The 15,167-nt window shown below is 75.4% G+C and carries 3 protein-coding genes; all 3 read right to left on the reverse strand.

The features are described 5' to 3' along the window. Nucleotides 1–5,110, reverse strand: a 5,110-nt coding sequence (locus F6X68_RS21225; protein WP_151455929.1) for a non-ribosomal peptide synthetase, incomplete at its 3' end; no start/stop codon positions are given. Continuing rightward, a complete protein-coding gene (locus F6X68_RS21230) occupies nt 5,110–9,168 on the reverse strand; it encodes a non-ribosomal peptide synthetase (protein ID WP_151455930.1) in 4,059 nt (1,352 codons plus the stop codon). The genes F6X68_RS21230 and F6X68_RS21225, both read right to left, overlap by 1 nt. Then, nucleotides 9,165–15,161 carry a non-ribosomal peptide synthetase gene (locus F6X68_RS21235; protein ID WP_225852335.1) on the reverse strand — a complete coding sequence of 1,999 codons (5,997 nt, stop codon included), beginning with the start codon at nt 15,159–15,161 and terminating at the stop codon, nt 9,165–9,167. Before F6X68_RS21235 ends, F6X68_RS21230 begins: the two co-directional genes overlap by 4 nt. Between the last annotated feature and the right edge of the window lie 6 nt (nt 15,162–15,167).

Raw genomic sequence — 15,167 nt, forward strand, 5'->3', positions numbered from 1 at the left:
CGTCACCATCCGCCGCCTCCGTGGCCCGTTGCTCGGTGAGGAACCGGGCGAGGCGGCGGATGGTGACGTGCTCGAAGAGGTCGGGGATGCTCAGCGGCAGCCCCTCGGCGGCGCAGCGCAGGTGGAAGCGCATCAGGTCGAGGCTGCCCGCGCCCTGGTCGAAGAAGCGCCGGTCGGGTGCGATCGGCGTCCCGACGACCTCCTCGAAGAGCCCCGCCAGCCGGGACTCCAGGACCGACATGACCGGCGCCGGCGCGGCGGCGCCCGGCCGCAGCTCCTCGCCCGGTGCCGTCAACGCGCGGCGGCGGTCCAGCTTCCCGCTGGCGGTACGCGGCAGCTCCGGCAGCCGCCGGAACCGGTCCACCCGCACGTACCCGGGCAGGAGCCCCGCCAGGTGACCGGTCAGCTCCTCCGGCGACGGTGGATCTGCCCGCAGCTCCAGACAGGCGACCAGGTGCGGATCGTCGCGGACCACCACGGCGTTGACGACCGCCGGGTGCGCCAGCAGGGCCGCCTCCACCTGGCCCAGCTCCAGCCGGTGCCCGCTCACCTTCACCTGCTGGTCGTCGCGGCCCAGGTAGTGCAGCAGACCGTCCCGGTCGAACCGGGCCTGGTCGCCGCTGCGGAAGAACCAGCCGTCACCGGGCAGCTCGACGAAGCGGGCCCGGTCGAGCGCCGGATCGTCCAGGTAGCAGGGCGCCACCAGTTCCCCGCCGATCAGCAGCTGCCCGGGGCAGTCCGGCGGCACCACCTCGTCGGCGGAGTCCACCACCCGCAGCCACGTGTTGGCGACCGGGCGGCCGATGGCGGGGCGGGCCGGCCAGGTGGCCGGGTCGCCGTCGAGGCAGAGGCTGCTGACCACGTGGGTCTCGGTCGGGCCGTAGTGGTTGAACAGGCGCGCACCGGGCAGGCCGGCGAACCAGCGGCGGATGCTGTCGGTGCAGATCAGCTGCTCGCCGGCGGTGACGACCTCCCGCAGCCGGGACGGGTACCGGCCGAGGCGGACCCCGTGCTCGGCGAGGAGTTGCAGGGCGACGTACGGCAGGAAGATCCGCTCGATGCCGGCGGCGTCGAGGTGCGCCAGCAGCGCCGGCATGTCCTGCCGCCACCCGGGCCGGGGCAGGTGCAGGGTGCCGCCACCGCAGAGCGTGCCGAAGATCTCCTGGAAGGAGACGTCGAAGGAGAGCATGGAGAACTGCAGGGTCGCCGCCGCGCCCGCCAGGCCGCCGGCCTCGCCCTGCCAGTGCAGGAGGTTGACCAGCAGGGCGTCGCCGACCTGCACCCCCTTGGGGGTGCCGGTCGAGCCCGAGGTGAAGAGCGTGTAGAGCGGGCGGCCGGCGTACGACGGCGCGACGGGCGTGGCCGACCGGGACAGCACCACCGGGTGCCGGGGGTGAGCGCCCTCGTCGATCACGTCGAGGGCGGGCTCGTCGCCGGGCGCCAGCAGCACGCAGAGCGGGTCGACCTGGCCCAGGACCTGGCGCAGCAGCGCCGGCGGGTAGGCCCGGTCGAGCGGCACGACGGTCAGGTTGAGCCGGGCCGCCGCGAGCAGCGCCACCACGTGTTCCACCGACGGCTCGAAGAACAGGGCGACGCGGTGCCGGTCGCCGGCCGGCACCGGATGGTCCCGCAGCAGTTCGGCGGCGAGCGCCGAGGCGTACGCGTCGAGGTCGGCGTAGCTGAGGCGACGGTTGCCGGCCACCAGCGCGGTGGTGGTCGGCTCCGCCCGCACCCGCCGGGCGAAGGCCTCGGCCACGGTGGGGAAGGTCACCGGGGTACGCGAACCCCGGCCGGGCTCGGGCAGGCCGCGGCGGTAGGGGCGCACCAGCTCGGCCAGCGTGCTCGGGTCGGTGCCGGTCAACGCGTCCAGGCCGCGCCGGAACAACTCGGCCGCCGCGGCCACGTCGGCGGCGTCGAAGTGCTCGTCGGCGTACTCCCAGAGGCAGTCGAAGCCGGACTCGTGCGCGACGACCGAGAGGGTGAGCGGGCACTTGGCCTCGGTCGGGGCCAGCCAGACCGGCCGGGACGCGCAGCCGGACAGCGCCAGCGCGGAGAAGTCCGTGTTGTCGAGGACGAAGAGGAAGTCGAACAGCGGCGCGTCGGCGCCGAAGTCGTGGTCGGCGACGGCGTGCGCGAGCGCCACGTCCTGCGCGTCGAGCACCGCGCGTACGGCGTCGGCCTGTCGGCGCAGCTGCGCGCGCAGCTCCTCGGCGGGTGCCAGCGCCAGGGGCAGCAGCACCGTGTTGGCGAACATGCCGAGGCTCGCCTCGAAGTCGCGTACGGGCCGGTTCGCCACCGGGCTGGCGACGCGCGGATGGGTGCGGCCGGTCACCCCGTGCACGGCCCAGCCGAAGAGCGTCAGCAGCAGCGGGAAGCGGGTCAGTCCCAGCTCGGCGCCGAGCCGGTCGAGGGCGGCGCGGCGTTCCGGGCCGATCGTGGTGTGGAGCAGGTGGTCCCCGGTGCCGCCGTGCTTCCGGATCGGCCGCAGCGGCGCGGCGACCTCCGTCACGTCGGCGTAGTGGCCGCGCAGGGCGTCGCGTTGTGCCCGGTAGGCCGGCCGGGCGAACCACTCGGCCTGCCACCGGGCGTAGTCCAGCGGCGTCGGGGCGGGCTCGTCCTCGTCCTCGGTCGTGCCGGCCAGCGCCGCCGCGTACGCGGCCGACAGCCCGCGGAACAGGACGTCGAGCGACCAGCCGTCGACCGCGATGTGGTGCAGGTGCAGCAGGAGCACCCCGCCGCCGTCGCGGGCCAGCCAGTACGCCCGCAGCATGCGCGGCTGCCCGAGGTCGAAGGAGGCGGCGAAGAGGGCGCGGGCGCGCTCGCGCCACCCGGCCCAGTCGCCGTCGCCGGCCCTGTCGCCGGCCCCAGCCCAGTCGTCAGCCCTGGCCCCGGCCCCGGCTCCGTCAGCGTCGGAAGCGGACGCGGGAGTGGGAGTTGGCTCGCGCCACGGGTCGTAGGGGTCGCCGACCTCCTGGCGCAGCCCCTCCGGCGTGGCCCGGAAGGCGGTCCGCAGCGCCGGATGACGCGCCACCACCCGGCGCAGCGCGTGCCGCAGCGCGCCGACGTCGACCCGGCCGCGCAGCTCGAAGGCGAGCCCCACGTGGTAGGCGGTGGACGCCGGCGACCGTTGCTGCAACAGCCAGAGCCGCTGCTGCTCCGAGGTGGCCGGCGCGGACCGGGCACCGGACGGGGGAGCCGGCACCGGGTACGGCGAGCCGGTCGCGGTGCGGGCCGACGCGACCGCCGTGGCCAGCTCGGCGAGGTCGCCGCCCAGCACCACCGCCTGCGGCACCTCGGCGCCCCAGCGCCGCTGGATCTCGAAGCGCAGCCGCAGCGCCTTCAGCGAATCCCCGCCGCTGGCGATCCACCGGTCGTCCGGTCGCAGGTCGGGCACGCCCAGCACCTCGCCGGCCAGCCCGAGCACCGCCCGCTGCCACGCCGTGCCGGCCGCCTCGGCGGGCTCGCCGTCGCGCCCGTCGTGTGGGTGCGGGTCGTGGCGTTCCTCGCGCCCGTCGTGTGGGTGCGGGTCGTCGCGCCCAGCACGCCAGGGCGGGTCGTCGCGCCCACCACACCCAGGCGGGTCGTCGCGGCCAGCGCGCCAGGGCGGGTCGTCGCGCCGCAGCAGCGCGTCGGCGTCCACCTTGCCGTTCGCCGTCAGCGGCAGCGCCCCGACCCGGTGGACCCGGTGCGGGCGCAGGTACGGCGGCAGGGTCGCGGTCAGGTGCCGGTCGAACTCCGCGTACGACAGGTCGCCAGCCGTCACCAGGTACGCCAGCAGCTCGTTCGTGCCGTGCACCGGGTCGCGCCGGGTGCAGACGTACGCCTGCCGGACCCCCGGGTGGGCGAGGACCTGCCGCTCCACCTCGCCGGGCTCGACCCGGAAGCCCCGGACCTTGACCTGCCGGTCGACCCGGCCGACGTACTCGACGCGGCCGGCGGCGTCGGCGCGCACCAGGTCGCCGGTGCGGTAGTGGCGGCCGGCGGAGCCGTCCAGCCAGGGCAGCCGGACGAAGCGCGCGGTGGTCTCCTCGGGCAGGTTGCGGTAGCCGGCCGCCAGCGCCGCGCCGCCCAGGTACAGCTCGGCGACCTCGCCCGGCGCGGCGACACGCTCGCCGTCGACCACCAGGTGCGCGTCGGTGCCCGGCAGCACCCGGCCGATCGGGACCACCTCGGCGTCGAAGTCGCGGGGGATCGGATGGCACAGGGCGAACGTGGTCGCCTCGGTGGGCCCGTAGACGTTGTGCAGCCGGGTGCGGCTGGCGGGGTTGTCGCGGTACCAGCGGCGGATCAGCCGGGCGTTGAGCTGCTCGCCGCCGACGAGCACCTGGCCGACGTCGGCGAAGCAGTGCGGCCGTTCGTCGACCACCGCGTTGAACAGCGCCACGGTGATGAAGAGCGTGTCGATCCGCTCCCGGCGCAGCGCGGCGTCGAGCAGGTGCGGCGTCGACACCGTCTCGTCGTCGAGCACGACGCAGCAGCCGCCGGTCAGCAGCGGCACCCAGACCTCGAAGCTGATCGCGTCGAACGCCGGGTTGGCGAGGCTCGCGTAGCGGGCCGCCGGGGTCAGCGCGACGTAGCCGGGGCGGGCCAGCCGCAGGACGCCCGCGTCGCGCACCTCCACGCCCTTGGGACGGCCCGTGGTGCCCGAGGTGTAGAAGACGAACGCGACCGGCGCGGCCTCCGGCGCCAGCTCCGCGTCCCCGGCCGGCGGGGCGTCCACCGCGAGCAGGGCCTCCGCCGGCAGCGGCCGCACCCCGGCGGGCAGGTCGCCGGGCGCGTCCGGGCCGTGGACCACCGCCACGGCGCCCGAGTCGCGCAGCATGTGGTCCCGCCGGGCGGGCGGGCTCTGCCGGTCCAGCGGCACCACGGTCGCGCCGAGCCGCAGGATGCCGAGCATGACGCAGACCAGCCGCCAGCCGCGCGGCAGGTGCACCGCGACCGCCTGACCCGGGCGGGTCCCGGCCCGGCGCAGGGACCGGGCGACGGCGGCGCTGGCGGCGTCCAGGTCGGCGTAGCTGAGGCGCCGGTCGCCGTCGGCCACCGCGACCGCGTCGGGGGTACGACTGGCCTGGGCGAGCACGGCGTGGGCGAGACCGGGACCCTGGACCATCACGCCTCCCGTACGGCCGGCGTCGTCGGACGGGCGTCGGAGAGCCGGTCCACCTCGCCGCGCAGCAGCGCGGCGACCCGCAGCACCACCGCGCTCTCCAGGATGTCCCAGTGGTCGCAGTGCACCCGCTCCAGCAGGAAGTCGGCGTCGCCGCGCCGCCGCCAGAAGGCGCGTACCTCGTGCAGGAAGGCCTCGTCGCGCCCGGCGGTGGCCTGCAACAGCACCAGCCGGGCCGGCGACGCGGGGGTCGGATAGTCGCGCATGGTGGACCGGTTGTGGTTGTAGACGCGGTGGTACTGGTCGATCTGCTCGTCGTCGATGCCCGGGTACATCCCGTTGAACTTGATGAGCTTGTCGCGGAACTCGGCCATGTCCACCGGCTCGATCGCGCCCCGGTGGGCCGGGTCGTCGGTGCCCAGGGTGTCCAGCAGGACCACGCTCAGCCCGGGATGCCCGGCGAGCGCCAGCCGGCGTCCCATCTCGTACGCGACCAGCCCGCCGTAGGAGAGCCCGGTGAGCACCACCGGCCCGTCCAGCAGGTGCGCGACCTGCCCCAGGTACGCCTCGGCCATCGCCTCCACAGTGGGCAGGAACTCCTCGCCCGGGTTCACCCCCGGGGACTGGATCCCGTACACGCCGAGGGACTCCGGCAGCGCCTTGGCCAGCGACAGGTAGCAGAACGCGGTGCCGCCGGCCGGGTGCACGCAGATGACCCGGCCGCCGCCGTCGCCCGCCCGGAACTCGATCAGGTTGCTCGGCGGCCGGCCCGACGCGCCCCGCCGCAGCCGGCCGCCGAGCGCCTCGATCGTCGGGTGCAGCATGATCTCGTGCACCGGCAGCGGTTCGCCGAACGCCTCGCCGATCGCGTGGGCCAGCTTGATCGCCGAGATCGAGGTGCCGCCCACGTCGAAGAACCGGTCGCCGATGCCGATCTCCGGGTGCAGCAGCAGGCGCTTCCAGATCTGGTAGAGGGTCAGCTCGATCTGGTCGCGCGGGCTGGCCAGGTTGACCTGCCAGGGCGCGTTGGTACGGGCCAGCCGCAGCACCTCGTCGCGGTCGAGCTTGCCGTTGGCGGTCAGCGGCAGCCGCGGCAGCTCCACGAAGAGCGACGGGATCATGTAGCCGGGCAACCGTCGCGACAGCGCCTCGCGCCACTCGCTGACCAGCAACGGCGCCGCCCCGCCCCGGGCGACCCCGGCGACCAGCCTCGGCTCGCCGGCGGCGTCCGAGTCGACCAGCACCGCCGCCTCGCGTACGTCCGGCCGGTCCCGCAGCGCGGCCTCGATCTCGCCCAGCTCGATGCGGAAGCCCCGGATCTTGACCTGGCCGTCGCGGCGGCCGAGGTACTCGATGTTCCCGTCGGGCAGCAGCCGGGCCAGGTCGCCGGTGCGGTAGAGCCGTTCCCCGGGCACGAACGGGTCGGGAACGAACCGCTCGGCGGTCGCCCCCGGCCGGCCCAGGTAGCCGCGGGCGACACCGGCGCCACCGATGTGGATCTCGCCGGTGACCCCGACGGGCACCGGCTCCATCAGCTCGTCGAGCAGGTGGACGCGGGTGTTGGCGATCGGCCGGCCGATCGGGCACTGCCGGGCGGACGGCTGCGGGTCGAGGTAGGCGGTGCTGTAGACGGTGGTCTCCGTCGGCCCGTACCCGTTGAGGACCCGCAGCCCGGGCAGGGCCTCCTGCATCCGGTGCAGGCCCTGCTCCGGCAGCGGTTCGACCCCGACCAGCAGTTGGCGCAGCGCCGACCCGGCCAGGCGGGCCGCCGGATCCTCGTCGATCCACCGGACGAAGGCCGGCGGCAGGTAGGCCTGCACGACGTGGTGCTCGCGCAGCCAGCCCATCAGCGCCGCCGGGTCGCCGCGCAACTTCTCCGGTACGAGGTGCAGGGCCCCGCCCGTGGTCAGCGGCAGGAATATCTCCTGCACCGAGACGTCGAAGCCGACGCTCGACCAGAGCGCCGCCGCCTCCCCCTCGGCGGCGCCGAGCCGCGACACCCAGTGGTCGAGCAGGTTCACGACGCCGCCGTGGGCGACCGCGACGCCCTTGGGGCGGCCCGTCGAGCCCGACGTGTAGATCACGTACGCCAGGTTGGCGGGGTGCACGACGACGCCGGGCGGACCGTCGTGGCGCCCCTCGGCCTCGACGGCGGCCAGGTCGTCCTCGCCGAGGACCAGGGCCGGCGCCGCGTCAGCGAGCATGCCGGCGAGCCGCTCCGGCGGCAGGGCCGGGTCCAGCGGCAGGTAGGCGGCCCCGGCCTTGAGTACGCCCAGGATGGCCACGATCAGCCCGGCCGAGCGCCGCGCGTGCAGGCCCACCACCTGGTCGCGGCGTACGCCCCGGGCGATCAGCGCGTGCGCCAGGCGGTTGGCCCGCCGCTCCAGCGTGGCGTAGTCCAGCCGCTCGTCGTCGTCGGCCACGGCGAGTGAGCCGGGGTGCCGCCGCGCCTGCGCCGCGATCCGCCGCACCACGTCCGCCGGGTCGGTGAACGGTCGCGCGGTGCGGTTCCACTCGACCAGCAGGCGGTGCCGCTCGTCCGCACCGAGCAGCCGCAGCGCGCCGACCGGGGCCGACGGATCGGCCGCCACCTGGGCGAGCAGGCGAACGAAGTGCCCGGCCAGCCGGGCGATCGTCGCGGCGTCGAAGAGGTCGGTGTTGTACTCGAAGATGACGTGCAGCTCGTCGGCGTGCTCCAGCACCTCGACCGACAGGTCGAACTTCGCCGCGCCGGTGCTGCTCGACAGGGGCCGCAGCACCAGGCCGGGCAGCTCCAGCCGGCCGCGCGGGATGTTCTGCAGCACCAGCATCACCTGGAACAGCGGCGAGTAGCTGGTGTGCCGCTCCGGGTTGAGCGCGTCCACGAGCTGCTCGAACGGCAGGTCGGGATGGGCGTACGCGTCGAGCAGGTGCCGGCGGACGTCGGCCAGCAGTGCCGCGAAGGACTGCTCCGGGTCCAGCCGGTTGCGGATCACCACCGTGTTCACGAAGTGGCCGATCAGGCCCTCCACGTCCCGGTGGTTGCGGTTGGCGAACGGGGTGCCGACGCAGACGTCGTCCTGCCCGCTGTAGCGCCACATCAGCACCGACAGGGTGGCCATGAGCGTCATGAAGAGCGTCGCGTCGCCGGCCCGGCCCACCTCCCGCAGGCCCCGCAGCACCGCGGCGTCCACAGTCGTGCCGTGGGTCTCGCCCCGGTAGCGCTGCACCGCCGGGCGGGGCCGGTCGGTCGGCAGGGCCAGCAGCGCGGGCGCACCGGCCAGCGTCCGCGTCCAGTAGCCGAGCTGGCGCTCCAACTCGCCGCCGCCGAGGTGCCGGCGCTGCCACAGCGTGTAGTCCGGGTACTGCACGGGCAGCTCGGCCAGCGCGGGAGCCTCGCCCCGCGCGTACGCGGCGTAGAGGGCGGTGACCTCGCCGATCAGGATGCCGACGGACCAGCCGTCGGCCACCATGTGGTGCACGGTGAGCAGCCAGCGGTGCTCGTCGGGGGCCAGCCGCAGCAGGGCGGTGCGGAGCAGCGGGCCGGCGGCCAGGTCGAACGGCGCCCGCGCCTCAGCCTCGGCGGCCTCGTCGGCCCGGCGGGAGCGCTCCGGGCGGGGGAGCGCGGTGAGGTCCGCGACCGGCAGGGCGACCGGCCCGACCGGCCGCACCACCTGGCAGGGCTCCTCGTCGATGAGCGCGAAGACGGTACGCAGCGCCTCGTGCCGGCGCACCACCTCGGTCAGGGCGCGGGCCAGCGCCGGCACGTCCAGGGCGCCCACCACGTCGAACGCGACCGGGTTGTTGTAGAACGGGTTGCCGGGGGAGAGCTGGTCGAGGAACCAGAGCTGCCGTTGGGCGAACGCGACCGGCACCGGCGCGTCCGGTCGCGGCCGGCGGGGGATCGTGTCCGCGTCGGCGCCGGTCAGGATCGCGACCAGCTCCTCCTTGTGCAGCTTGAGGTCGGCCAGCAGGTCGGGCGTGAGGACCTCGCGGGATCCCGTGAGGCGCAGCCGGTCGCCGTCGACCCGCAACCCGACCGCGTGCCGGTTGAGCGTGTCGAGCAGCTCGTAGGCGTTCACAGCTCGACCGTGATCGTGTCGGTGGCGGCGGCGTCGGGCCCGGCCGGCTCCGCCCCGGGACGGCCGCCGCCGAGCAGCGCGTAGACCAGCCGGTGCGAGGGTTCCAGGTCGAACAGGGCGGTCAGCTCCGCCGTGTCCAGGGCGCCGACGCCGCACAGGCCGAGACCGTGCTCGGGGGCGGCCATCGTCAGCAGCTGGGCCATGGCGCCCGCCTCGATCGCGGTGAAGGTCGCACTCTGCTCCTGATAGAGGGGCTCGATGGCCGCGCGCTGCGCCACCAGGAACAGCGCGAACGCGGCGGCCTCGAAGACCGGCCGGTTGACGAAGTAGTCGAAGGCGTCCGGGCTCAACTCGCGGTCGCGGCCGAGCGCCAGCAGCCGGTGCGCCGCCGGGTCGTGGTAGTACGCCCCGCCCGGCACCCCGTCGATGCGTCCCGCCTTGACCAGGACGTACGTCTGCACGGCGTAGGTGCCGCCGGCCGAGCCGTACTGGAACTTGGCCCGACCGTCGACCTCCCGCTGGGCGAGGGTGGCCAGCAACCCGCCGAGCGCCCCCGCCGGCAGCGGATCCGCGGCGAAGCGGCGCACCGTGCGGTAGCCGGTGTAACGCCGGTCGTACACCGGGTCGGCCGGCGCGGTCAGCGCGACCGCCGGGGTGTCGGGCGCGAAACCGCGACGGCCCCGCGCGTCCGAGGTGAACGCGGCGCGCGCGGCCGGGTCCTCGACCACCGTGGCGGCCCGCTGCGCGGCCGCGACGACGGCCCGCTCGGCGGTGTGTTCGCGGAACATCCGCAGCAGGTCGGCGAGGGTCGGCTGGCGCATCAGCCGGGCCAGCTTCGGCCGGAAGCCCAACTCGCCGGAGAGGGCGTTCGCGATCCGGACGACGTCGATCGACGTGGCGCCGAGCATCAGCAGGTTGGCGTCGGGCGCGACGACGGGCAGGTCGAGGATCTCGGTGACGATCTCCACCAGCCGGTTCTCGGCCGGGTCGGTGAGCACCGGCGCCTCGACGACGGTCTCCGGCGACGGCTTCGGGTCGGGCAGCAGGGCCCGGTCGACCTTCCCGTTGGCCGACAGCGGCAGCGCGTCGAGGACGGTGAACGACGACGGCACCATGTACGCCGGCAGCCGCTCCTCCAGGTACGCCACGAGGGCGACCGGCTCGGGCGCGGGACCGTCCGGCACCACGTACGCGGCCAGCCGCTTCTCGCCCTGCGCCTGACCGAGTAGCCGCAGCGCGGCGGCGCGTACGCCCGGGTGGCCCTCCAACGCCGCCTCGATCTCACCCAGCTCGATGCGGTAGCCGTGCACCTTGACCTGGCCGTCCTCGCGACCGAGGAACTCGATCGTGCCGTCCGGGCGCAGCCGGCCCAGGTCGCCGGTGCGGTAGAGCCGCTCGCCGCTGACCGGGTGGACGACGAAGCTGGCCGCCGTCGCCGCCTCGTCGCGCCAGTAGCCCCGCGCCAGCCCGGCGCCGCTGATCCAGAGGTCGCCGGTGGCCCAGGTGGGCCGGGGGCGCAGGGCCTCGTCCAGCACGTGGACCCCCTGGTGGGCCAGCGCCCGGCCGTAGGGGATGCTGCGCCAGGCCGGATCGACCTCGTCGACCGGGTGGTGGATGGACCAGATCGACCCCTCGGTGGCGCCACCGAGGCTCTCGACCCGGATCCCGGGCAGCGCCTCGCGCAGCCGGTCGGGGAGGGTGAGCGGGATCCAGTCCCCGGAGAGCATGGCCAGCCGCAGCGACGCCGGCAGCGGGTGGCCGGCGTCGGCGTCGTCGAGCAGCATGCCGGCCAGCGCCGGCACCGAGTTCCAGACGCTGACCCGGTGGGCGTGGGCCACCTCCCGCCAGTGGGCCGGATCGCGGGCCAGTTCCGGGTCGAGCGTCACGACCGCCGCGCCGGCCGCGAGGGTGCCGAAGATGTCGAAGACGGAGAGGTCGAAGCTGAGCGCGCTGACGGCCAGGACCCGGTCGGCGGGCCCCACGGCGAAGCGCGCGTTGACGTCGAGGAGCGTGTTCACCGCACCGCGATGGTCGATCGTCACGCCCTTCGGCGTGCCGGTGGATCCGGACGTGTAGATCACGTACGCGACGTCGGTCTCCGCCAGGTCGACCGGCCGCAGCGCCGGCCCGCCCGCACCGACGGCGTCCGCGTCCACCACCAGGCGCGCGACGCCCTCGGGCAGGGCCACCCGGTCCGACCCGGTCAGGACCAGCCCCGCCCCGGCCCGCTGGAGCACCCGGGCCACCCGCTCGGCCGGCCAGTCGGGGTCGAGCGGCAGGTACGCGCCCCCGGCGTGCAGGACCGCGAGGGTGGCGACGACCTGCTTCCAGCCCCGGTCGAGCAGTACCGCGACGAGCTGGCCGGGCCCGACGCCGTGGTCCTGGAGCCGCCCGGCCAGCCGCCGCGCCTCGACGCGTACGGTGGCGTGGTCCAGCCGCCGGTCCGGGGCGACCACGGCGGGCGCGGCGGGGGTCGCCAGCGCCTGCCGGTCGACCAGCTCGTGCAGGAGCCCACGACCGGTCGGCGGGGCCACCGCCACCGGCGGGGCGAGCGGCCCGTCCAGCGTGCCGTACCAGGCGTCCGGCTCGGCCAGCCGCCCGAGCAGCTCCCGGTACGCCGCGAACATCTCGGCGACCAGGCCGGCGGGGAAGAGCTCGTCGATGCTGTCCCAGTTGACGTGCAGCCGCCCGCCGGCCTCCAGGACCGTGTGGTCGATCCACACCTGCGGGGTCTGGGTGATGCCGTGCAGCACCTCACCGCCGAGCGCCGCCGCGAGGCCGCTGTCGCCGACGTCGGGCGCCGCCTCGGTGAGCGTGCTGTTGAAGACGACCGGCAGGGCCGCGTGGCGGGTGCCCCGGGCGCGGGCGAGTTCGCGGTTGACCCGTACGCCGCTGACCGCCGAGTGGTCGATGTCCTGCCAGAGCTGCTCCTGCACCGCCCGGGCCCGGGTCACGAAGTCGACCCCGGCCGCCACGTCGACCTCCAGCAGCACCAGCGACGTGAAGTCGCCGATCACCGCGTTGATGCCGGGATGCAGCGGCAGCCGGTTGAACAGCGGCAGGCTCAGCGTGAACCGCGACTGGCGGCTCCACCGGGCCAGCACCTGCGCGAACGCGGTCACCAGCAGCACCGACGGGGTCACCTGGTGCCGGCCGGCGAGCGCCTTCAGCCGGCTCCAACGCTCCGCCGGCAGCACCTCGTCGTAGCGGGTGAAGCGCGGCCGTTCGACGCTCTCCGGCTGCCGTTCCAGCGGGAGCTGCGGCGCGGGGGCCAGCGTGCCGACCCGCTCCCGCCAGTAGTCGAGGGCCCGCTCGTAGCGCGGCGTGCGCCGCAGGGCCCGTTCGGCCAGGACGTAGTCGCGGAAGGTCACCGCGAGCGGCGGCAGGTCGACGTCCGGGTCGGCGTAGAGCAGCGCCAGCTCGTGTTCCAGGATCTGCCCGCTGGCCGCGTCGAGGATCAGCGCGTCGAGGCTGACGTGCAGCCGCGCCTCGCCGTCGAGCAGCGTCACCGCGAACTCGAACAGCGGCCAGCGGCCGGCGTCGAACACCTGGTGGGACATCCGCTCCCGGGTCTCGCCCAGCCGGCGGTCGGCGGTCTGCGGGTCGAGCCCGCGCAGGTCCTGCCGGGCCATCGCGTAGCGCGGCACGCTCGGCAGGACCCGCTGGACGCCGTCGTGGAAGACCGCGCGGAGCATGTCGTGGCGGTCGACCAGCCGGTGCAGCGCCCGGGTGAAGCGCTCCTCGTCGAAGTCGCGCAGCCGCAGCTCGCTGTAGCCGTGCGCGCCGACGCCGCCGAGTTCGATGGTGGACCCGCGGCCCACCCAGTAGGCCTCCTGGATGTCGGTGAGCGGGAACGGCTCGTGCCGGCCGGCGGGATCTGCGACGAGCGACGGGAGGGCGTCGACGGCGGGGGAGCCGGGCCCCGCCAGCTCGGCCGCCAGGTCGGCCAGGACCGGCTTCCGGAAGAGGGTACGCAGCGACAGCCGCGCCGACATCCGCTCGTTGATCGCGTGCACGAGCCGGGTCGCCAGCAGCGAGTGGCCGCCCAGCGCGAAGAAGTCGTCGTGCGCGCCGACCCGGTCGCGGCGCAGCACCTCGGCCCAGATGGCGGCCATCCGGGCCTCCCGGTCGTCGCGCGGCGCGACGTAGGCGGTGGCGACGTCGGCCTGCTCCGGCGCGCGCAGGGCCCGCCGGTCCAGCTTGCCGTTGGCCGTCAGCGGCAGCCGCTCCAGCACCACCCAGCGGGTCGGCACCAGGTGCTCGGGCAGCCGGCGCCGCAACTGCTCGCGGGCCGCCTCGACGGGGACGTCGCCCACCAGGTAGCCGACCAGGTGCGGGTCGCCGGGGGTGTCCTCGCGCAGCAGCACGGCCGCCTCGCGGACGCCCGGAACGCGCCGCAGGGCGGCCTCCACCTCGCCCGGCTCGACCCGGAAGCCGCGCACCTTGACCTGGTCGTCGGCGCGCCCGACGAACTCGATGGTCCCGTCGGCCCGGCGGCGGACCAGGTCGCCGCTGCGGTACATCCGCTCGCCCGGCCCGGCGAACGGATCCGGCAGGAACCGTTCCGCGGTCGCCGCCGGCCGGTTGAGGTAGCCGCGCGCCAGGCCGGACCCGCCGATGTAGAGCTCGCCGAGCACGCCCGCCGGCACCGGCTCGCACCGCTCGTCGAGCACGTAGAGCCGCGCGTTGGCGATCGGCCGGCCGATCGGCGGCAGCGCTGGCCAGTCGGCCGCCGCCTCGGTGGCCAGCGCGAACTGGCTGACCACGTGGGTCTCGGTCGGGCCGTACTGGTTGTAGAGGTACCGGCCGCCGAGTCCGACCGCCAGGGCGCGTACGTCGTCGTTGACCCGCAGCGCCTCGCCGGCGGTGACGATCTCGCAGCCGGGCGCGAGCGGGGCCACGGCCCCGGTGAGACCGGCCAGCTGGTGCAGCACGGCCGCCGGCAGGAACGCCCGCCGTACGCCCTGTTCGGCCAGGACGTGGCGCAGCCGGCCCAGGTCCCGGCCGCTCTCCTCGCCGATCAGCACCAGCGTGCCGCCCTGGCAGAGGGTGCTCCAGATCTCCTGCGCGGAGACGTCGAAGCCGATCGAGGCGAACTGGAGCACCCGTTGCGGCGCGGGACTGCCCGGCGCGGCGTAGCGGAGCTGCCAGTCGATCAGGTTGTCCAGGCACCGCCAGGTCTGCGCCACGCCCTTGGGCCGGCCGGTGGAGCCGGAGGTGTGGATGACGTAGGCGAGGTGGTCGGGCCGGGTGCCGGGGTCGGGGCTGACGGTGGGCCGGTCGGCCCAGCGGTGGGCGTCGGTGCCGAGGTCGACGAGGGGCGCGTCGGTCAGGCCGTCGAGGGTGGCGCGGGTCGCGGCGTGGGTGAGGACGGCGACCGGGGCGCCGTCGGCCAGCAGGTGCCGCAGGCGTTCGGCGGGGTGGGCCGGGTCCAGCGGCAGGTACGCGCCGCCGGCCCGGGCGACGGCCAGGAGCGCGACGATCAGCTCCGGCGACCTGCGCAGGCAGACCGCGACGAGGGCGTCGGGGCCGACGCCGTGCGCGCGCAGGTGGTGGGCGAGCCGGTTGGCGCGCGCGTCGAGGTCGCGGTAGGTGAGCGAGGTGCCCTCGAACGTCACGGCCACCGCGTCGGGAGCCGCGGCGACCCGCTGCGCGAGGCGGGCGACGACGCCCTTGTCCACCGGGGACGGCTCGGCCTGGCGCAGCGCCTGCTCCCGTTCCCGCTCGTCGAGCAGGGTCAGCCGGTCGATGGGTTGGTCGGGGTGGGCGACGAGTTGGGTGAGGACGTGGCGCAGGTAGCGGATGTGCCGCTGGGCGGTGGCGGTGTCGAAGAGCGCGGTGGCGTATTCGAGGCTGCCGGTGATGCGGCCGTCGTGCTCGGTGAGGGCGAGGGTGAGGTCGAACTTGGCCGTGCTGTGGGGCGGCGGCAGTGCGGTGACCCGCAGGCCCGGGAGGGTCAGCTCGCCGTCGTCGGTGTTCTGCCAGGCGAACATGACTTG

Origin of the sequence: Micromonospora sp. AMSO12t (assembly GCF_008806585.1) — a bacterium.
Taxonomy (GTDB): Bacteria; Actinomycetota; Actinomycetes; order Mycobacteriales; family Micromonosporaceae; genus Micromonospora; species Micromonospora reichwaldensis.